Origin of the sequence: Zoogloea sp. 1C4 (assembly GCF_009469605.1) — a bacterium.
GTDB lineage: Bacteria > Pseudomonadota > Gammaproteobacteria > Burkholderiales > Rhodocyclaceae > Zoogloea > Zoogloea oryzae.
Map to the genome: position 1 here is coordinate 20,289 of NZ_SSXU01000028.1, position 19,645 is coordinate 39,933.

12 protein-coding genes and 1 pseudogene are annotated in these 19,645 nt (G+C 65.0%); 8 read left to right on the forward strand and 5 right to left on the reverse strand.

Annotated features, from left to right (window positions below; genetic code table 11):
* Positions 1-164 precede the first annotated feature (164 nt).
* The 4 genes from GH681_RS20615 (at position 165) to GH681_RS20630 (ending at position 7,501) form a co-directional block, all read left to right on the forward strand.
* On the forward strand, positions 165-3,083 hold the full coding sequence (locus GH681_RS20615; protein WP_153163428.1) for a PAS domain S-box protein: 2,919 nt from the start codon (positions 165-167) through the stop codon (positions 3,081-3,083).
* A gap of 248 nt (positions 3,084-3,331) precedes the next feature.
* Positions 3,332-6,019: a bifunctional acetate--CoA ligase family protein/GNAT family N-acetyltransferase gene (locus GH681_RS20620; RefSeq protein WP_153163429.1), complete on the forward strand. Its 2,688-nt coding sequence runs from the start codon at positions 3,332-3,334 to the stop codon at positions 6,017-6,019.
* Positions 6,020-6,021: 2 nt separating this feature from the next.
* Entirely contained in the window at positions 6,022-6,618 is a 597-nt protein-coding gene (locus GH681_RS20625; RefSeq protein WP_153163430.1) for a DNA-3-methyladenine glycosylase I, read from the forward strand.
* A 34-nt stretch (positions 6,619-6,652) separates the two neighbouring features.
* Complete coding sequence (locus GH681_RS20630; RefSeq protein WP_153163431.1) at positions 6,653-7,501, forward strand: D-hexose-6-phosphate mutarotase; 849 nt, start codon at positions 6,653-6,655, stop codon at positions 7,499-7,501.
* 86 nt (positions 7,502-7,587) lie between these two features.
* Here the strand turns inward: GH681_RS20630 and GH681_RS24075 are convergent, their stop codons facing one another.
* Positions 7,588-8,826, reverse strand: a complete 1,239-nt coding sequence (locus GH681_RS24075; protein ID WP_194271302.1) for a hypothetical protein — start codon at positions 8,824-8,826, stop codon at positions 7,588-7,590.
* A gap of 183 nt (positions 8,827-9,009) precedes the next feature.
* Between GH681_RS24075 and GH681_RS20640 the strand changes: the two genes are divergently transcribed.
* The 4 genes from GH681_RS20640 to GH681_RS20655 all read left to right on the forward strand — a co-directional run bounded on the left by GH681_RS20640 (position 9,010) and on the right by GH681_RS20655 (position 16,516).
* Positions 9,010-11,337, forward strand: coding sequence for a Tex family protein (locus GH681_RS20640; RefSeq protein WP_153163432.1), 2,328 nt, complete (start codon positions 9,010-9,012; stop codon positions 11,335-11,337).
* Positions 11,338-11,801: 464 nt separating this feature from the next.
* A complete protein-coding gene (locus GH681_RS23805) occupies positions 11,802-12,266 on the forward strand; it encodes a CopG family transcriptional regulator (protein WP_228112008.1) in 465 nt (154 codons plus the stop codon).
* Complete coding sequence (locus GH681_RS20650) at positions 12,263-13,384, forward strand: DNA cytosine methyltransferase (RefSeq protein WP_153163433.1); 1,122 nt, start codon at positions 12,263-12,265, stop codon at positions 13,382-13,384. The genes GH681_RS23805 and GH681_RS20650 overlap by 4 nt, the downstream gene beginning before the upstream one ends.
* 18 nt (positions 13,385-13,402) lie before the next feature.
* On the forward strand, positions 13,403-16,516 hold the full coding sequence (locus GH681_RS20655; protein WP_153163434.1) for an N-6 DNA methylase: 3,114 nt from the start codon (positions 13,403-13,405) through the stop codon (positions 16,514-16,516).
* 125 nt (positions 16,517-16,641) lie between these two features.
* Here the strand turns inward: GH681_RS20655 and GH681_RS20660 are convergent, their stop codons facing one another.
* From GH681_RS20660 to GH681_RS20675, 4 genes and pseudogenes are all read right to left on the reverse strand, one after another.
* On the reverse strand, positions 16,642-16,866 hold the full coding sequence (locus GH681_RS20660) for a type II toxin-antitoxin system Phd/YefM family antitoxin (RefSeq protein ID WP_153163435.1): 225 nt from the start codon (positions 16,864-16,866) through the stop codon (positions 16,642-16,644).
* Between the two features lie 106 nt (positions 16,867-16,972).
* Positions 16,973-18,667, reverse strand: coding sequence for an ATP-binding protein (locus GH681_RS20665; RefSeq protein WP_153163436.1), 1,695 nt, complete (start codon positions 18,665-18,667; stop codon positions 16,973-16,975).
* Entirely contained in the window at positions 18,664-19,032 is a 369-nt protein-coding gene (locus GH681_RS20670; RefSeq protein ID WP_153163437.1) for a hypothetical protein, read from the reverse strand. The genes GH681_RS20665 and GH681_RS20670 overlap by 4 nt, the downstream gene beginning before the upstream one ends.
* A gap of 189 nt (positions 19,033-19,221) precedes the next feature.
* A pseudogene (locus tag GH681_RS20675) lies at positions 19,222-19,422 on the reverse strand (transposase domain-containing protein); the annotation flags it as partial.
* Between the last annotated feature and the right edge of the window lie 223 nt (positions 19,423-19,645).

Sequence of the window (19,645 nt, forward strand, 5' to 3'; positions counted from 1 at the left end):
AGAAAATCAAAAAATTTTCTGAAACGCTTCTGAACCACTGCCGCGGCAGCCGGTCCGTGCCTGATAGCCGTTTAGAGAAATTTTACACACTCCGTGTCACGCCGCATGCTCGATGGCGAGTTGGGCTGCGAAAAATGCATTCGTGGCGCAGATAATATGTATTGATGCTCTTCCGTCCCGCCTCTCCGCTGCTCCGTCGGGCAGCCCTCCCCTTTCTGCTCGCTGCGGGAGGCGCCTACGCGCCCGTCGTTCTTGCCGCCGCGGGCGAGGCAGGCGACTTCAGCATCCAGACTTCCCTGCCCTATCTATTGGTGGCCGGCGGCGGGCTGGCAGCCGGCCTGCTCCTCGGCCGGATCTCCCGCCCACGCCCCGTGCCGCCGCCGGCGCCAGCCCCCCTGTCGGTCGCGGGTGCGCCACCGCTGTCGGCGATGCCGCCCCGCCCCATGCCCCCGGGTGTGCCAACCACCCCGTGGCGGGATTTCGTCGAGATCGCCTCAGACTGGCCATGGGAAACCGACGCCACGCTGCGCTTCGTGCCAGTGCCCGACGCCCCGACCCCGCCCAGCATCATCCCGCCCGACACCATCGGCCGCAGCTGGGAAGAGGTGATCGTCCCCGAGCTGCCGCCCGATTTCGCCATCGCCCACCAGGAAAGCCTGGGCCGGCACGGACCGATCGCCGTCACGCTCACGCGCCGCAGTGCGACGGGCGAGGTGCGCTACCTTGAACTGCGCGGCCGGCCGATCTTCGATTCCGCCGGCCAGTTCCAGGGCTACCGGGGCATCGGCCGCGAGGTCACCGACCGGGCCCGCCTGTCGGCCAACCTCGAACGCAACGAAGAGCGCATCCACGCCCTCATCGCCTACAGCACCGACGGCTACTGGGAGCAGGACGCCAACCTGCGCTACACCGCGATCACCGCCAGCTCCGGCCACCTGGCCGACCTCGCCGCCGAGGACGCCATCGGCAACCGCCGCTGGGAGCTGCCCGGCGAATCCCCGGACGAAGCCCCGTGGGCCGAGCACATTGCGCAGCTCAAGCAGATCGAGCCGTTCTCCAACCTGGTGTTCTGCCGCCGCGACCGCAACGGCCGGGCGATCTGGCTGAGTGAATCGGGGATTCCGGTGTTCGACAACCGGGGCGTGTTCGCCGGCTACTGCGGCACCACCCGCAACATTACCGACCGGGTCGTCGCCCGGGAACGCCTGCAGCGGGACGAAGCCCTGTTTCGCGCCCTCTTCGAGCGCGTTCCGGCAAATGTCGGGCGAATCTCGGTGGATGATCGCTGGCTGCAGGTCAACGCCGCCCTCACTGATTTCCTTGGCCAGCCCGCCGAGAAACTCGTCGGAGCCGGCCTCGACGCCGTGATGAGCACCGAGGACGCCGCCGCTGGCAAGGCCCTGCGGGCCCGCTGCCTCACGGGCGAGATCGACCACTACAGCCGCGACGTGCGCTACCACTGCGCCAACGACAGCATGCTGTGGTGCCGCGAATCCGTCCGGCTGATCCCCGGCCGCGACGACACGCCGCCGTCCTTCGCGGTGGTCGTCGAGGACATCTCCGCAGTGCGCGACACCCTCGACACCCGCCGCGCGGGCGAGGAGCGCTACCGCCAGCTGTTCGAGCTCTCACCCGAGGCCACCCTGGTGTGCATCGATGGGCGCATTCATCTTTCCAACGCCGCCAGCCGCCGCCTGTTTGCCGCCGACGACACCCGCGCACTCGAAGGCGTGGCAATGCTCTCGCTGGTCCATCCCGACGACCGGGCGATGGAAGCCGCGCGGCTCCAGCAGTTTGCCGCCAACCCCGAGCAGACCGGCCTCGCCCCGCTGCCCCTGCGCTACCAGCGCCTCGACGGCGAATGCATCAACGCCGAGGCCACCGGCGTGCGGATGCGCTTCGACGGCCAGCCGGCGGTGCTTTATGTATTGCGTGACGTGGCCCGCTGGCTGTCGGCCGAGCAGGTGCTGCGCGAGAGCCGCGCCATGTACCGGGACGTGGTCGAGTCGGTCAACGAGATCCTCTTCCAGACCGACGGCGAAGGCCGCGTGACCTTCCTCAACCGGGCCTGGCGCCACACCACCGGTTTCGACGGCCGGCTGTCCATCGGCCAGAGCCTGCTGGATTTCGTCGCCGACGAAGACCGCAGCCGGGTCGAGCAGCACCTGCGCAGCATCCGCGAAGGCTACGAGGACATCGCCCAGTTCGAGTTCCGCCTGCGCACCCACTCCGAGGGCCTGCGCTGGGTCGAGGCCACCATCCGCCCCCTGCGCGACACCTACGATCACGTGGTGGGCAGCTCCGGCACGCTGGACGACATCACCGCCCGCAAGGAAGCCGAGCAATCCCAGCGCAACCTCAACCTCGAGCTTGAAGCCCGCGTACGGGTGCGCACCGCCGAGCTCGAAGCCTCCAACCGCGAGCTCGAAGCCTTCTCGTATTCCGTGTCCCACGACTTGCGGGCGCCGCTCCGGGCCATCGACGGCTTCGCCCAGATTGTCGCCGAGGACTACGCCCCGCGCCTGGACGAAACCGGCCGCGAATACCTCCACCGCATCCGCATCGCCACCCAGAAGATGGCGCGCCTCATCGACGACCTGATCGACCTGGCCCGCCTCACCCGCCAGGCCATGAAGCGCGAGCAGGTGAACCTCAGCCAGATCGTCGAACAGATCCTCAACGAACTACGCCAGGAAGACCCGGAACGCGCCATCGAGATCCACGTCGAGCCCAACCTCGTCGCCGCAGCCGACCGGGCGCTGATTCGCGTGGCGCTCGAAAACCTGCTGCGCAACGCCTGGAAGTTCACCAGCCGCCGCGACGTGGCGCAGATCCGCTTCCACGCCGAGATGCGCGACCGGCAGATCGTCTATTGCGTCTCCGACAACGGCGCGGGCTTCGACATGACCTTCGCCTCCAAGCTGTTCCTCCCCTTCCACCGCCTGCACGGCATCAGCGAATTTGCCGGCACCGGCATCGGCCTCGCCACCGTCCAGCGCGTCATCCAGCGCCACGAAGGGCGCGTCTGGGCCCAGTCGACCCCCGACCAGGGCGCCAGCTTCTTCTTCACGCTCTGCCACTGATCCGGTACCTCCGGGTGTTGTGCAGCAGCCAAACCGTTGCTGCTACGCAACAGCCTGAATTCAAAAGCGTTGATATAAGTCACAACTAATGTTGTGCATCGCAATACATCGGCACTTTTACCGATATCCGGCAGCATTCTTGCGAGTTAAAATTCGTCCGTTAACTGACGATAAGAATATCCGCGGCTACGGCAAGGGTCATGGTCGCCCCAGCAGACCAACCGAATTGCACTAACCGAGCATCCATCATGAACGAACGACACTACCTCACCCCCCTCTTCGAACCCCGGTCCGTGGCCGTCATCGGCGCCACCGAGCGCGAAAACTCCCTCGGCAACGTGGTTGTCCGCAACATGCTGGAGGCGGGGTTCAAGGGCAAGTTGTTCGCCGTCAATCCCAAGTACGAAGAAGTCCTGGGCGTGCCCTGCTACAAGAGCGTCGAGGACATCCCCCAGCGGCTCGACCTCGCGATCATCACCACCAAGGCCGACCGCGTGCCGGCCATCGTCGACGCCTGCGGCCGTGCTGGCACCAAGTCGGTGGTCGTGATCCCGTCCGGCTTCTCCGACGCCGGCCCCCGCGGCAAGATGCTCGAGAAGAACACCATCGAGAACGCCCGCCGCCACCGCATCCGCCTGCTCGGCCCCAACTGTCTCGGCGTGCTGCGTCCCGAGCTCGGCCTCAACGCCAGCTTCGCCCACGGCGGCGCCACCAAGGGCTCCATCGGCCTCATCTCCCAGTCCGGCGCCCTCTGTTCGGCGATCCTCGACTGGGCGCGCCCCAACAACGTCGGTTTCTCGTCGGTGGTTTCGCTGGGCACCTCGGTGGACATCGACTTCGGTGAAGTCCTCGAATACATGGTGTCGGATTCCCGCACCGAAAGCATCTTCCTGTACGTCGAAGGCATCAAGGACGCGCGCCGCTTCGTGAGCGCCCTGCGCGCCGCCGCCCGCGTCAAGCCGGTGCTGCTGATCAAGGTCGGCCGTCACCCGGTCGGCTCCCACGCCGCGCTGCTGCACTCGGGCGCGATGGTGGGCGAAGACGCGGTGTTCGACGCCGCCCTGCGCCGCGCCGGCGTGATCCGCCTGTACAACCTCGGCCAGCTGTTCGCTGCCGCCAACGCGCTGTTCTCGCACTTCCGTCCGCGCGGCAACCGCCTCGCCATCATCACCAACGGCGGCGGGCCGGGCGTGATGGCTGCCGACCGTGCCGCCGACCTGCGCATCCCGCTGGCCACCCTGTCCGACGCCACCGTCGCCAAGCTCAACGAGATCCTGCCGCCCACCTGGTCGCACACCAACCCGATCGACATCATCGGCGACGCCGACGCCGAGCGTTACCGCAAGTCCCTCGAGATCGTCCTCGCCGACGAGAACGTCGAAGGCGTGCTCACCATGCTGTGCCCACAGGCCATGTGCTCGCCCACCGAAGTCGCCCAGCAGATCATCGACGTGGAACGCAACGCCGACAAGCCCGTGTTCACCTGCTGGATGGGTGAAGAGCAGGTCCGCGAAGGCCGCCACATCTTCGAAGCCGCCGGCATCCCCACCTTCCGCACGCCGGAGCCCGCCGTCGAGCTCTTCGGCCACATCTCGGCCTACTACCGCAACCAGAAGCTGCTGGTGCAGACGCCGTCGTCCCTGTCGTCGGATCTCAACCCGCCGTCCGTCGAAAGCGCCCGGCTGGTCATCGAGACCGCCCTCTCCGAGCGCCGCAAGAACCTCAACGAGATGGAATCCAAGGCCCTGCTGGCGGCCTTCCGCATTCCCATCGCGCAAACCGTCGTCGCCCGCTCCGCCACCGAAGCCATGGTGCTCGCCGAAGAACTCGGCCTGCCGGTGGCCATGAAGATCGACTCCCCATCGATCACCCACAAGGCCGACACCGGCGGCGTGCGGCTCAACCTCAACGGCCTCGCCGCCGTGCGCTCCGCCTACCAGGAAATCCTCGAGGACGTGAAGCGCAAGCGCCCGGACGCCATCATCAACGGCGTCGCCATCGAGCCGATGGTCGTCAAGCCCTACGGCCGCGAGCTCATGGTCGGCGCCTTCCGCGACCCGATCTTCGGGCCGGTGATCACCTTCGGTGAAGGCGGCGCCCACGTCGAGATCCAGGCCGACCGCGCCGTCGCCCTGCCGCCGCTCAACAGCTATCTGGTGCAGGATCTGATCAAGTCCACCCGCGTGGCCACCCTGCTCGGCGAATACCGCAACATGCCGCCGATCAACATGGAGTCGCTGGAGTTCGTGCTGCTGCGCATCTCCGAAATGGTCTGCGAACTCCCGTGGATCCGCGAGATGGACATCAACCCGCTGATCGTCGACGAGCACGGCGCCGTGGCGGTGGATGCCCGCATCGTGGTGGACAACATCGCCCCGACGGCCGATCGCTACGACCACATGGCGATCCACCCCTACCCGTCGCACCTCATCACCCGCATCTCGATGCCCGAAGGCGACATCACCGTCCGCCCGATCAAGCCCGAAGATGCAGAGCTGGAAGTCGAGTTCGTCCGCAAGCTGTCGCCCGAGACCAAGTACCTGCGCTTCATGAACACGATGCGCGAACTGCCCCCGGCGATGGTGGCCCGCCTCACCCAGATCGACTACGACCGCGAAATGGCCTTCGTGGCGATCATCGAAGAAGATGGTGTCGAGGAGGAGATCGGCGTGGCCCGCTACGCGGTCAATCCCGACGGCGAGACCTGCGAGTTCGCCATCGTCGTGGCCGAAGACTGGCAGCACCGCGGCCTCGCCCGCCGGCTGATGGGCGTGCTCATCGAGACCGCCCGCGCCCGCGGTCTGACCGCCATGACCGGCATCTTCCTGTCGAACAACGAGCGCATGCTCAAGTTCGTCGCCAGCCTGGGCTTCGTGCTGTCCAACGACCCCGAGGACAACACCATCAAGCACGGCATCCTCAACCTGCAAGGCTGATGATGGCAGACACGCCCCTCGTCCGTTGCGCCTGGTGCGGGGCCGATCCCCTGTACCAGGCCTACCACGACACCGAATGGGGCGTGCCGCTCCACGACGACCGGGCGCTCTTCGAGCTGCTCACCCTCGAAGGCGCCCAGGCCGGGCTGTCGTGGCTCACCGTTCTCAAAAAGCGCGAAGGCTATCGCGAAGCCTTCGCCGGCTTCGACCCAGCCGTCGTCGCCCGCTTCACCGATGCCGACCAGGCGCGGCTGATGCAGAACCCGGGCATCGTCCGCAACCGGCTCAAGATCTCCTCCACCATCGACAACGCCCGCGCCTTTCTCGCCATCCAGGCCGAGTTCGGCAGCTTTGATGCGTGGCTGTGGCGCTTCGTGGATGGCCGCCCGATCCAGAACCGCCTCGCCAGCCTCGCCGACGCCCAGGCCAGCACGCCGCTGTCCGATGCGCTCAGCAAGGCCCTCAAACAGCGCGGTTTCCGCTTCGTCGGCACCACCATCTGCTACGCCTTCATGCAGGCCGCCGGGCTGGTGAACGATCACACCACCGACTGCTTCCGCCACACCGAAGTGGCCGCGTTATCATCGCGCCCTCAGTAACCTCTCCCGGGCCCAGGCAGGGCCCCGCAGAACCATGACCGACCAGATCGAAACGGCCGAACTCCACGGCCAGCCCGTCCTCAAGCTGCAGACGCCCGACGGCGCCGTCGCCCTCGTCAGCCTCCACGGCGCGCAGGTGCTGTCGTGGACGCCCGCCGGTGGCGAAGACCGCCTGTACCTCAGCCCCAACGCCGTGTTCGACGGCCAGACCGCGATCCGCGGCGGCGTGCCGGTGTGCTTCCCGCAATTTGCCGGCAACGGCCCCCTCAAGGCTCACGGCTTTGCCCGCAACCGCCTGTGGTCGCTCGCCAACCAGCGCGCCGGCAAAGATTACGTGGTCGTCACCCTGCGTCTCGAAGACGACGCCGACACCCGCGCCCTGTGGCCCCACGCCTTTGCCGCCGAGATGAGCATCTCCATCGGCGGCGGCCGGCTCGACATGGAGCTGGAAGTCAGCAACACCGGCGACGCGCCCTTCAGCTTCACCGCCGCGCTGCACACCTACCTCAAGGTGCGCGAGGTGGAATCCCTGCGCATCGAAGGCCTGCGCGGGCTCGATTACACCGACACCGCAAACGGCGGCACCCTCAAGAAGGAAACCGGCGTCGGCGTGATGGTCGACGACGAGATCGACCGCATCTACCACCAGGCCCCGGCCACCATCCTGGTACGCGAGGACGACCGCGCGATGGGCGTCCACGCCGAGAACTTCCCCGACGTGGTGGTATGGAACCCGTGGGTGGACAAATGCGCCAAACTCGCCGACATGCCGGCCGACGGCTTCCGCCGGATGCTGTGCGTCGAAGCCGCCGCGGTGCGCGAGCCGATCGAGCTCGCCCCGGGCGCAGACTGGTGGGGTCGCCAGTCCCTCGTCGCCATGTAAGGGCAGACAAAAAACAAACGGGGCCGCAAGGCCCCGTTGTTCATTCCGAGCAGACGGCCCGCGAAGGGCCGTTGTTCATTGCACGCTCAGTTGGCACCCCGCACGGTGTCGGCCACGTTGCGGCCATTGACGCGCACGACGGCGACGGTATGGCCGGACGGATCCACCTCGACCGGCTCGACGGTCAGGTTGCCCGCGTCCAGCGCGCGCTGCAGGCGCTGGGTGGCGTGCTCGGAGCTCATGCCGGGATCACGGGCATCCAGCCCCTGCACCCGGTACTTGCGACCGCTCTGATAGAACGTGGCGCCATCCATCGCGTAGGCCCGGGCCACGCCACGGGCGGGGCGCTGGGGCGGCGCGGTGGGCGCGGCCAGCGGCGGCGCAGACGGGCTGGACGCTACCGGGGCCGGTTGCGGCGCCGGGGCCACGGGCGCAGCGGCAGGCGCAGCCGCCACCGGCGCGGGCGCCGGCTCGGCCACGCGCGGCACGGCGATGGCGGCAGCCGCAGCAGCGGCGGCTTCGGCTGCCGACAGGCTCGAATTGCCCGCCATCGGCGCAACCGGGCGCACCGGCGCGGGCTTGGGCAGCTCGGTGGCCGGGCGCAGTTGCGGCGGCTGGATGGCGGCCGGTGCCGCAGCGGCCACCGGCGGCGGGATCACCACCGTCTGACGGCCCGTGGGCGCGGCCGGCGGGGGCGCCTGGAGCTGGCGCAGCGCCTGAGCACGGGGCAGCGGGGGCGCGGTGGGCGTGAAGGCTTCACGGCCGATCCCGGCGGAGCTTTCACGCGTCGGCCTTTCGGCACGCACCACCGGACGGGGCGCTTCAAGCTGCGGCTGAGGACGGGCCGGCGCGGCGACAACCGCCGGCGCACGACCACGCACCACCGGCGCCGGGGTCGGCGCCACGTTGCGGCCACCACGGGCGACGACCGGCGCGTTGCGGCCATTGTTCTTCTGCGTCACCATCGGCGCCGGGCGGGCGGCACCCCGGGCGACCGGTGCGGCCTTCTGCGGCGCAGCCTTGGCGGCAACCACCGGCGCGGCGCGGCCACCGCGGGCAGACGGCGCCGCCTTGGTCACCACCGGCTTGGCGGCCGGTGCGCGGGTGGCAACGGCCTTGGGCGCCGGCTTGGCCTTCTGGGCCACCGGCTTGCCAGCAGGCTTCTGTGCAACGGGTTTCTGGGCGACCGGCTTGGGGGCCGGCTTGGACGCGGCAGGCTTTGCGGCCTTGGCCGGGTGCGCGGGCTGCGGCGCGGCAGAGGCATCGCCGCCTGCCACCATCAGACCGAACGCCACCGCTGCCAGCGTAGCGAATAGGGGGTTCATTAGGTGTGTATCTCCTGCGAGGCCGGGCACGTCGGATCAGACGGCCGGCGGGGCGTGCACGGGTGGGGGCTGCCCACGGCACGAATAATCGGCGAATTCTACCGGAAAGTTGTCGGGCGACGGGCTTGCAGCGGCGGCCGGGTTTCTGCACCATGCGCCCTTTTTCCACGCCAGCAACCGTCCATGCTTCTGCCGATCGAACAACGCATTGCCGCCGAGTTAGGTGTACAACCCCGCCAGGTTTCTGCGGCGGTCCAGCTTCTTGACGAAGGCGCGACCGTGCCCTTCGTGGCCCGCTACCGGAAAGAAGTCACCGGCGGCCTGGACGACACCCAGCTGCGCAACCTCGAAGAGCGCCTGGGCTACCTGCGCGAGCTGGAAGAACGCCGCGCCGCGGTGATCGCGAGCATCGACGAACAGGGCAAGCTCGACCCGGCCCTGCGCGACGCCATCGAGAACGCCGAGACCAAGCAGCGCCTCGAGGATCTTTACCTCCCCTTCAAGCAGAAGCGCCGCACCAAGGCCCAGATCGCCCGCGAAGCCGGCATCGCGCCGCTGGCCGACGCCCTGCTGGCCGACCCGACCCTGACGCCCGAAACCGAAGCCACCAGTTACATCAACGCGGAAGCCGGTTTTGCCGACACCCGCGCGGTGCTCGACGGCGCCCGCCAGATTTTGATGGAGCGCTTTGCCGAAGACGCCGAGCTGCTGGGCACCCTGCGCGACTACCTGGCCGATCACGGCGTGGTGGCCTCCACTGTCATCGCCGACAAGGAGAACGACCCCAACGCCGCCAAGTTCCGCGACTGGTTCGACTTCCGCGAGGCGATCTCCACCGTGCCGTCGCACCGGGCGCTGGCCCTCTTCCGCGGCCGTAACGAAGGCTTCCTGCGCCTGCAGCTGGCGCTGGATTCCGACCCCACCGATGGCTCCGCCCCCGGCCCCAACCCCTGCGAGGCGCGCATCGCCGGCCGCTTCGGCATCAAGGATCAGGGCCGCCCGGCGGATTTCTGGCTGCGCGAAACCGTGCGCTGGGCCTGGAGCGTCAAGATCTCCCTGCACCTGGAGCTTGAACTCCTGGGCAACCTGCGCGAGCAGGCCGAGGAAGAAGCCATCCGCGTGTTCGGCCGCAACCTGAAGGATCTGCTGCTGGCCGCACCCGCCGGCCCCCGCGCCACCCTGGGCCTCGACCCCGGCCTGCGCACCGGCGTGAAGGTGGCGGTGGTGGACCAGACCGGCAAGCTCCTCGACACCGGCGTGATCTACCCCCACGAACCCCGCCGCGACTGGGACGGCAGCCTCCACGCGCTGGCCCGCCTGTGCGAGAAGCACAAGGTATCGCTCATCGCCATCGGCAACGGCACCGCCAGCCGCGAAACCGACAAGCTCGCCGCCGACCTCATCAAGCTGCGCCCCGAGCTGCACATGACCAAGATCGTGGTGTCGGAAGCCGGCGCCTCGGTGTATTCCGCATCCGAGCTCGCCGCCAAGGAATTCCCCGATCTCGACGTGAGCCTGCGCGGCGCCGTCTCCATCGCCCGCCGCCTGCAAGACCCGCTGGCCGAGCTGGTCAAGATCGACCCCAAATCCATCGGCGTCGGCCAGTACCAGCATGACGTTAACCAGACCCGCCTCGCCCGCGCGCTGGATTCGGTGGTGGAAGACTGCGTGAACGCCGTGGGCGTGGATGTGAACATGGCCTCGGCCGCGCTGCTCACCCGCATCTCCGGCCTCAACCCCACGCTCGCCGCCAACATCGTCGCCCACCGCGACGCCAACGGCCCCTTCCCCAGCCGCGCCGCGCTGCTTGAAGTGCCGCGCCTCGGGCCCAAGACCTTCGAACAGGCCGCCGGCTTCCTGCGCATCACCAACGGCACCAACCCGCTCGATGCCTCGGCCGTCCACCCCGAAGCCTACCCGGTGGTCGAACGCATCCTCGCCGACATCCAGAAGGGCGTGCGCGATCTGCTGGGCGATTCCCGCACCATCGGCCAGCTCAAGCCCGAGCGCTACGCCGACGAGCGCTTCGGCCTGCCCACCGTGCAGGACATCCTGAAGGAACTCGACAAGCCCGGCCGCGACCCGCGCCCCGAGTTCAAGACCGCCAGCTTCAAGGAAGGCGTGGAAGAGCTGAAGGATCTCGCCGAAGGCATGATCCTCGAAGGCGTCGTCACCAACGTCACCAACTTTGGCGCCTTCGTGGACATCGGCGTGCACCAGGACGGCCTCGTGCACGTCTCCGCCCTCTCCGACCGCTTCGTGAAAGACCCCCACAGCGTGGTCAAGGCCGGCCAGGTGGTGAAGGTGAAGGTGCTGGAGGTAGACCTCCCCCGCAAGCGCATCGCCCTCACCATGCGCATGGGCGACCAGCCCGGCACCACCAGCCGCCCCGCTGGCGAACGCCGCGACGCCCCCCGCGGCAACCAGCGCGCCGCGGTTGCCAAACAGAACCGCGAGCCAGCGATGGCCGGGTCGCTTGCCAGCGCGTTTGCGAAAGCACTGAAGAAGTAAATCACCCCGCGGGCCGGCCAAAACCGGCCCGCAGCGCTTCAAGCAGCCCCCTCCGCCCACCTCCCCCTGTAGGTCGGACTTCAGTCCGACACCCTCCCCCCACCGGCGCCCCCTCCCGCCGACGCAACACCCCAACCACAAGCCCGCCCAAAGCCCTCGCGCGCCTGAAGCCCCCCAGCCGCGCCGCCACCACCCCTCTTCGCCCCGCCACACCCGCCCCCGCCGGCCCCAGACCTCAATCCCAGCCCGCCGCGGAAAGCACCCGGCGCGTGCGACGCGTCAATCTGCGCCGCAAACCATGATGTGCACGCCTGCAACGACGATGTTGCACGCCCAACATCAACAATCGGCTCGCCAAACCTTTATGTTGGGCCGCCAACATAAACAGTGCACCGCGCTAACCTTTATGTTGAGGTCGCAAACTAAGGGTTTCGACCGTCAACATAAACAGTTGACGCACCAACATGAAGCACTGGGCTGTCAACATAAGGGTTAGCGTCGTCAACAGAAAGGTTATGCGACTCAACATAAGGGTTGCGCCGGTCAACATAAAGGTTGCGCAGGCCAACATGAGTGTTGGCGGCTCCAACATGAACACTGACGCATCCAGCATCAGCACGCCGCCCGCATCCACCCACCGCGTTCACCACTGTGGTGTAAAATGGTGCATTTGCTCTTCGGTTCGGAGAATAACCATGCGGCCTCAGGCAAAACGCAACGATAGCGGGGCGCATGAGCGCACGGTTCGCGCCTCTATCAGTTTCCCGGAAGAGCAGTACCAAGCCCTGGAAAGGATCGCGGCGGAGAATAAAGTTTCTCTTGCTTGGGTCGTACGCGACGCGATCGATGGCTACTTGAAGTCCAAGCGGCCCCTTATCCCGCATGGCACCGACGCTGAAGATGTGCAACAGAGAAGCCAGAGAGCGTGAAAAAGAAATTTGAACAAAACGATAGCGAGATCAGGGTGCTATCCCTGTTCTCAGGCTGCGGTGGCATGGACTTCGGCGTGAAAGCAGCTGGCGGCCACGTCATTTTTTCGAACGACATTCTGGCGGACGCCTGCAAGACACTGGAAAAGTACTTTCCCGGCTCAGACATCCGCAATGCGGATATCTCAAGCATCCAGGCCTTCCCAGATGCCGACGTCGTGGTCGGAGGTTATCCCTGCCAATCTTTTTCAATGGCCGGCAACCGGGATCCTGAGAAGGACGAGCGGACGAGCCTGTACAAGCAATTTCTGCGTGTAGTCGGCATCGTGCGACCCAAGTATTTCGTTGCCGAGAATGTGTCCGGCCTCCAGCAATTGAGCAGTGGTACTTTCCTGAAGGAACAACTCGACGCATACAACCAGGCCGGCTACCACGTCACTTATAAGCTCCTGAACGCCAAGGACTACGGCGTGCCGCAGTCGAGGAAGCGACTATTCATCGTTGGCGTGAGGAAAGACTTGAACCAAGCCTTCGAGTTTCCAAAGGAAACTCACGGCAAAACGACCAAGGTTTCGGGCCTGCTCCTCCCCTACGCATCGCATGGCGACGCGATCAAAGGCATGCCCTTGTGGCCGGAAGGCGAGTTCTACGAGCGCCCTCATGATCCTGAAGGCCACTTCTCCTGGTACTACATGTCTCGGAACCGCAAAGCCAAGTGGGCTGACCCGGCTTTCACCGTCGTCGCTAACTGGCGGCATATAACACTGCATCCCGCCAGTCCGACGATGACTTTGACATGGTCCAACCTCGCGGATGGCTGGAAGCAGCGCTGGGATTTCTCCGACCAGTACGAGCACCTGGAAGCCGATCCAACACGCCCAAAGCTTGAAGCGCCACGCAGGCTGTCCTGGCGCGAATGCGCACGCATCCAGACCTTCGACAACGGATTCACACCTGTTGGCGAAACGAACTCAAAGTTCACCCAGATCGGAAACGCCGTTCCGCCAAAGCTTGCAGAGGCAATATTCACCCACCTGTTCTCTGGTGCGGGCTTGGTAGCGCTTGACGCTCCCACTGTCCGTAAAGCCGCCTCGAACCAATATGCACCTACCCGTTGAGTCTGCAAAAGGATTGCTGTGAGCAGCACAACCATCGCGTTACTCGTTAACGCAGTCTTATCCGCAGCGGAGATTGCCAAGAACGAAGCGCAGCTGCGACACGAGCTGGAAAATGCGCTTGAGCAGGCTTGCACAGAACTATCTATTCCTTGGACACCATTCCAACTCGAGCGTGCCCTCAAAGCGAAGGGTAAGCCCACGAAGTTCGCTGACGTGGCGCACGGCGCCGTGGTCATCGAGTACGAGCCGCCGAAGTCGTTTGGTGGGCACGCTAGCGCAAAGGCAATCCATGCGCGCCAACAAGCTGAAGAGTACGCAGCGCTGATCTCGGCAGAAGAAGGGCGTGCACTCCACGAGTACGTCCTAATCGCATGGGACGGCGCGCACATCACTTTTGGGCATTTCGATGGCGCGACTACCGCCTGGGAAGATGTCGTAACGTTCGACAGGATCTCGGCTGGACGCCTACTTTCCGCACTGGAAAGCGATGGTCGTCCGCTCGTCCACCCCCAGATCCTGCAAGCATTGGTTGGGCCCGACTCAGAGTACGGCGCGGCGCTAATTCCCGAACTCTACGCTAGCATCTGCAGGGCAGACGCGTCGGCAGCCACCACAAAAACTAAGATGCTGTTTTCGGAGTGGCGCAGGCTGTTCAGCCAAGTCGTAGGGTTTCAGCCTGCGCACATGAAAAAGCTGCTTGCCCGGCAGGAAATCTCGCACAACCAACCGTACCAAAGGAACCCGGCTGCGTACCTATTCGCTCTCAATACATACATAGCCATCATCGCTAAGGTGGTTGCCGCCTGCGCACTTCCCCGGGCCAGCCAAAACGTGCTGGAGCCGGGCGTGCCGGTGGCGGAACGGCTGCGTGCAGTGGAGACAGGCGAACTGTTCGAGCATGCCGGCATCCTGAACATGCTGAGCGGCGATTTCTTTTCTTGGTATCTGGACGACATCGACTGGCCTCGCTACCAGACCCCTCTCGGCGCCATGTTGGGCAGGCTGAGCGGGGTCGACTTCGAGGTATCGAAGAAGCATGCAGACACGACGCGGGACCTTTTTAAAGGAATCTACGAGCGCTTCATTCCTCGGGAAGTCAGGCATGCCCTTGGCGAGTTCTACACTCCGGACTGGCTGGCTGAACACGGGATGGATTTGCTCAAATGGCGACCATCGGATTCGCTGACCGATCCCACTTGTGGGTCAGGCACCTTCTTGCTCGAAGCGATCCGCCGCCGGCGCAAGGCAAACAGCAGCGCAACGGCCCAATCACTACTTGATGGCATCCACGGCATTGACCTCAACCCACTTGCCGTCCTTGCGGCGAAAGGATCGCTTGCTGTGTTCCTATCGCCGCACCTCGACCCCGCGCACCCCATCCGGCTACCGGTGTACTTGGCGGACGCGGTCTACCCGGCCGCCGTCGATTTTTTCTCGAACTACAGCCACGTCCTGCACACCGAAGTTGGCCCCAGGGAGTTTTCTGTCCCCGAGAGGATGATCGGCCACCCTGATTTCTTCCGTATCTTTGCAAGGGTGCGGTTGCTAATCGATGCAGACTATCCGGCAGCAAAGATCTGCAGTGCAATCCATGCCGACCTGCAAGCCATGGGGCTCAATCCATCAGACATATCCGTCGTCAGCACGACTGTCGGCAACCTAGTCGAACTCCATGACCAAGGATGGAACGGCATCTGGTGCTCGATCCTGGCTGACCGATTCGCTGCCGGCGCAATCCCGCCCTCCTCCCACATCTGCGGCAACCCGCCCTGGGTCAAGTGGAGCAATCTGCCGAAGGATTACGCCCAGTCGATCCAAGAGCATTGTCGTGAGCTCGGAGTATTTAGTACCGACAAATGGGTAGGTGGTATCGAGTCAGACATCTCGACTGTGATCACCTACCAGGCGGTGAAGCACTACCTTGCGCGAAATGGTCGCCTAGGCTTCTTCCTACCCGGATCCGTATTCACAACAGAGTCCAGCGCCGGATTCAGGCGCTTCTCGATCGACAACGGAAGCTTGCAATGCCGCGTCCTGCTAGTTGAAGACTACCAGGACATCAGGCCATTCGACGGCGTCAGCAACCACCCGACTTTCCTTGTTCTCCAACGGAACGCAGCTACTGTATTCCCTGTGCCCTACCGCTCCTGGACCGCAGACCCAAACGGCAGTGCCAACCTGCGGGCCTACGCGTCGGCGGAGCAGTTCCGCCATACAGCCAAACGCATTAACGGAATCGCGGTACCAGTACCCGGCGGCGATGGGACACGTCCATGGCTGGTCGGGTCAGCCCAAGACCAAGTCGTGTTCTCCAAGGTTTTTGCAGCAGGCGCCAAGCCTCAGTACAAGGCACGGAAAGGCATCACGACCGACCGCAACGGCATTTTCTGGGTCCATGCTATGGGAGCGATTGGAGCCGGCCTTGTAACTGTGCAGAATGCAGCCCACATCGGCAAAACGAAGGGAATTCCCCAGATCACCGCGGCGGTTGAGTCAGAACACATATTCCCGCTTTTGCGCGGCCGTGGAGTTGCACCGTTCAATGCTGTGCCAGAAGCAGATCTCCGCATCCTAGTCCCTCAACGCGGAATGCATGGCGATCCAGACCTGCCAGCCACAAGCCCGCACACGTTCAAATTTCTCAACCGCTTCAAAAGCCACCTCGAACAGCGGTCCAGCCTAAAGAGGTTCCAAAAAGGGCAGGAGTTCTACTCGCTGTGGAGTACTGGCCCCTACACTTTCGCTCCGTTCAAAGTGCTCTGGCGCGAGATGGGGAACACCTTCGCCGCTGCTTATATCGGAAATGCGACGATCGAACACGCGGGCGAAAAGACCGTTGTACCTGACCACAAGCTTTACTTTATACCGGTCGAATCGGAACCCGAGGCTGCATACCTCACAGGCTTCCTGAACGCCCCAACCGTCGCCAAGGCAGTGTCTGCCTATGCGGCACAGCTCAGTTTGGGCGCCAGCGTTGCGGAATACCTCAACATCCCAAAGTTCGACGAGGCCGACGAGCAAATGGCTGCAATCGGCGCTATTGCGCGGGATCTGACCAAACGATCTGGGAACGCCCAACCAAGCGACCTCTCACTCTTAGACTCCCAAGTTCGCATACTTCTTGACATCTGATAGCAAGCTGTATAGTCCCGGGACTGGACGAATTTGGTCGCCCTCATGTACGCGGTAGGACAACGCCCCGCGCGCGACCTGGAACGACTCGCAATAAATAAATTCGACCAGCTTTCGTTCCATTTCTACCTGGCGTTCAGTTGTTCCGTCGCAGCCAGCAGACGTCTGGCGTTTGTGGGGCTGCGCAGCAGATAGGCGGTTTCCTCAAGGGCCTTGAAGTCCTCCAGCGAGAGCATCACCACCGATGGTTGGCCGCGGCGGGTGATGACGACGGGTTCGTGGTTGTCGCACACGCGATCCATCGCACCGGCAAGGTTGGCGCGGGCGGCCGAGTAAGAGATGGCGTCCATTGGATGACTCCTGATTTGTGCGAAAGACCGTACATTCACGAACCGCCCCTGTCCACCACGTTCACCACCACAGCCCAAACCGGGCCTTCAGAGTCGCCGCTGTCTCCTACCCCACCTCCATCGCCCTGAACACCGCACACCTCCGAAACACCCCCTCCTCCGCCTCAACCCCCTTCTGGCTGCAGTATTTCCCCACCAGTTTCGCCAGCCCCTTGATGTCGCGGCCGGATGCTTGCGGGAAGATGTCCGGTAGCCGCTCCAGCAGTTCCGGCGCGATCTGTAGTCCGAACTGTTCTGCCATCACGCCCCAGATCTTGCGGCGGTCGTCGCGGCTGGGCGGGTGGAAGCGGATGAGGGCGATGCAGCGGGAGACGATGGCTTCGTCGATGTCGTCCACGCGGTTGGTGGTGAGGAAGAGCAGGCCGTTGAAGTATTCGAGCACGCGCAGGAAGACGCCGACGACGGCGTTCATGGTGATGTTGTCGTCGCGGCGCTTGATGTAGACGTCGGCTTCGTCGATGAGCATCACGGCGCCCCAGCGCTGGGCGCGGGTGAGGACGTCCTTGAGCACGGTTTCCATTGCGGCCACGTTGAGGCCGAGCTGGCCGGAGTGCACGCGGTAGAGCGGCCGACGGATGATTTCGGAATACACCTCGGCGGTGAGCGTCTTGCCAACGCCCGGGGGGCCGGCGCACAGCACGGTGGTGCCGCCGCTCTTGCCGGCCACGATGTCGTCCATCAGCACGTCCATCTCGGCGGTGAGGATGTCGATGAGGTCGGTCTGCTCGGGGGGCAGCACCAGCTTGTCCTTCAGCCCGGGCTGGTAGGCGTAGGGCTGCATGTCCTCCACATGCACCCACACGTAGTGGTGCAGGTCCAGGTGGAACATCAGGATGTAGAAATGCACCGGCAATTCGGTGAACAAGCCCTTGCCGATGCTGGCCTGGGCGTCTTCCACCTCGGCTTCTTCCTTGCCCGACAGACGCGCGCCGCGCGTCACCCGCCGGACGAACTTGGCGAGGATGTCGCCGGTGGCGTCCAGCGCCAGCACCCGCTCGCCGAGGATGCTCTCGTCGTTCACCAGCCGCGCGGGCGATCCGGTGGATGAGAGGATGATCTGGTCCTTGCGGGAGTAGTCGGTGTCCCGGTGGGTGGCGGTGGGGTTCTCGGCAAACCAGCCCACGCCGGTGCCGGAGAACTGCGCGCCGTATTGCCCGCGCCAGTCAAAGTAGCGGGCGGCCATCTCGTCGTAGCTGGCGAGGAGCGCCGGGGTTTCCTTCACGTAGCCCTTGGCGGCGAAGACTTCGGCGATGGTGCGCCCGGCGATGTCCGGCCCGGTGATGCGCAGGGTGGTGGCCGCAAGGCGCGCGCGGGAGTTGGCTTTTAGCTCCACGAAGATCTTGCCGCTCTCTTCTTCGGAGGGCGGGGTGAAATCCAGCCGCGTGACCACGTAGGCCAGCGGCTTGCCGTTGATGCCGGCCGAGAACACCCAGCCGCGGCTGGCGTCTTCGGCCAAGTAGCGGGCGATGGCGGGCACGGCCATCTCCAGCTCTTCGGGCTCGAAGCGCCGCCCGCCGCCGGCCAGCGCGTGGCGCAGGGTGGCGATCTGCGCGGCCTTGGCGCGGTCTTCGGCGTCGCCGGCACGGTAGAGGGTTTCGAGCAAGTCCAGCTCGGGCGCTTCGAGGGTGTGGAAGGGGATCTCCACCCGATGCCCGAAGCGGAGCTGTTCGCGCACCGGGTCGAGCCGGGGGAAGGCGGCCATCATGGCTTCGATGTGGGCCTGTTCGATCTGCAGCTTCATGCGTCGGCGTCCTCTTCTTCAAGCCCGGCGAACAGGCCTTCGGCCCGGATCATGGCCTTGAAAGCCTTCATCACGGGGCGCGACAGCGTGGTTTCGGCGAGCACGCGTTTCTCGTAGATGAAATCCCGCAGCGCCTCGCCGCCGGGGGCGCGGGCCTGGGCGATGAGCGCGTGCAGGTCGTCGCCAAAGCGCTGGCCGGGGCGGTGCTTCACGGCGTCGTAGAGCGCAGCCATCACCACCTTGTCGGTCTCGCTCATCTTGCATTTGCCGTCGAGGATCTTGAGCATCACCGTGGTGGCGCAATCCACGTCGCTGGGCGTGAGGGGATGGGCAGCCACCCAGACGGCCACGGCATCCATGCTCATGCCTCGGTCGCGGCGAAGGCCATCTCCAGCGCCGGGTAACCGCCGTCGATGCTGAACACCCGGGTGAAGTGGAAGTCGGCAAACATCTGTAAGCGTCCGGCCACCCCATCTCCCCCGGGCAGCCCAAATAGCGTATTCGTGTCCACGCCGAACGACGTGGACACGAATACGCTTCAATTTCTTTTGAATTCAGCCAGCGCGTACGCTTGCCCAGCGGTGGGGCAGTAATTCCGAGATCCGACTGGCCTTTTGTGTGGGCAGCCGCGTGAGCACATCACGCAGGTACTCGTAGGGGTCGAGCCCGTTGAGCTTGGCGCTTTGGATCAGGCTCATCACGGCAGCCGCGCGCTGGCCTGCCAGCTGTGTTCCGGCAAACAACCAGTTCTTGCGCTTATGTCGAGTTCAGCATAACCGAAATTATGTTCAGTCCGCGATTATGCTGAGTCGCCGGCAGAGCGGCCTGAAACGCGAGTGGCCAGCACATCCGCAGGCTCCGGTGGCGGATCTCGCCTGCGCATAATCATTGGTGGTTTCCTGTGGCTCCCATGCCTCACTCCAGGAGACCACCATGCCCACCGACCTCTGCTTGGCGCACCTTGTCCGCCGTGACTGG

Bases quoted from the DNA above. Each gene is read 5' to 3' on its own strand.
- GH681_RS20615 (WP_153163428.1), top strand. From the start codon at position 165: ATGCTCTTCCGTCCCGCCTCTCCGCTGCTCCGTCGGGCAGCCCTCCCC.
- GH681_RS20620 (WP_153163429.1), top strand. From the start codon at position 3,332: ATGAACGAACGACACTACCTCACCCCCCTCTTCGAACCCCGGTCCGTG.
- GH681_RS20625 (WP_153163430.1), top strand. From the start codon at position 6,022: ATGGCAGACACGCCCCTCGTCCGTTGCGCCTGGTGCGGGGCCGATCCC.
- GH681_RS20630 (WP_153163431.1), top strand. From the start codon at position 6,653: ATGACCGACCAGATCGAAACGGCCGAACTCCACGGCCAGCCCGTCCTC.
- GH681_RS24075 (WP_194271302.1), bottom strand. From the start codon at position 8,826: ATGAACCCCCTATTCGCTACGCTGGCAGCGGTGGCGTTCGGTCTGATG.
- GH681_RS20640 (WP_153163432.1), top strand. From the start codon at position 9,010: ATGCTTCTGCCGATCGAACAACGCATTGCCGCCGAGTTAGGTGTACAA.
- GH681_RS23805 (WP_228112008.1), top strand. From the start codon at position 11,802: ATGAAGCACTGGGCTGTCAACATAAGGGTTAGCGTCGTCAACAGAAAG.
- GH681_RS20660 (WP_153163435.1), bottom strand. From the start codon at position 16,866: ATGGACGCCATCTCTTACTCGGCCGCCCGCGCCAACCTTGCCGGTGCG.
- GH681_RS20665 (WP_153163436.1), bottom strand. From the start codon at position 18,667: ATGAAGCTGCAGATCGAACAGGCCCACATCGAAGCCATGATGGCCGCC.
- GH681_RS20670 (WP_153163437.1), bottom strand. From the start codon at position 19,032: ATGAGCATGGATGCCGTGGCCGTCTGGGTGGCTGCCCATCCCCTCACG.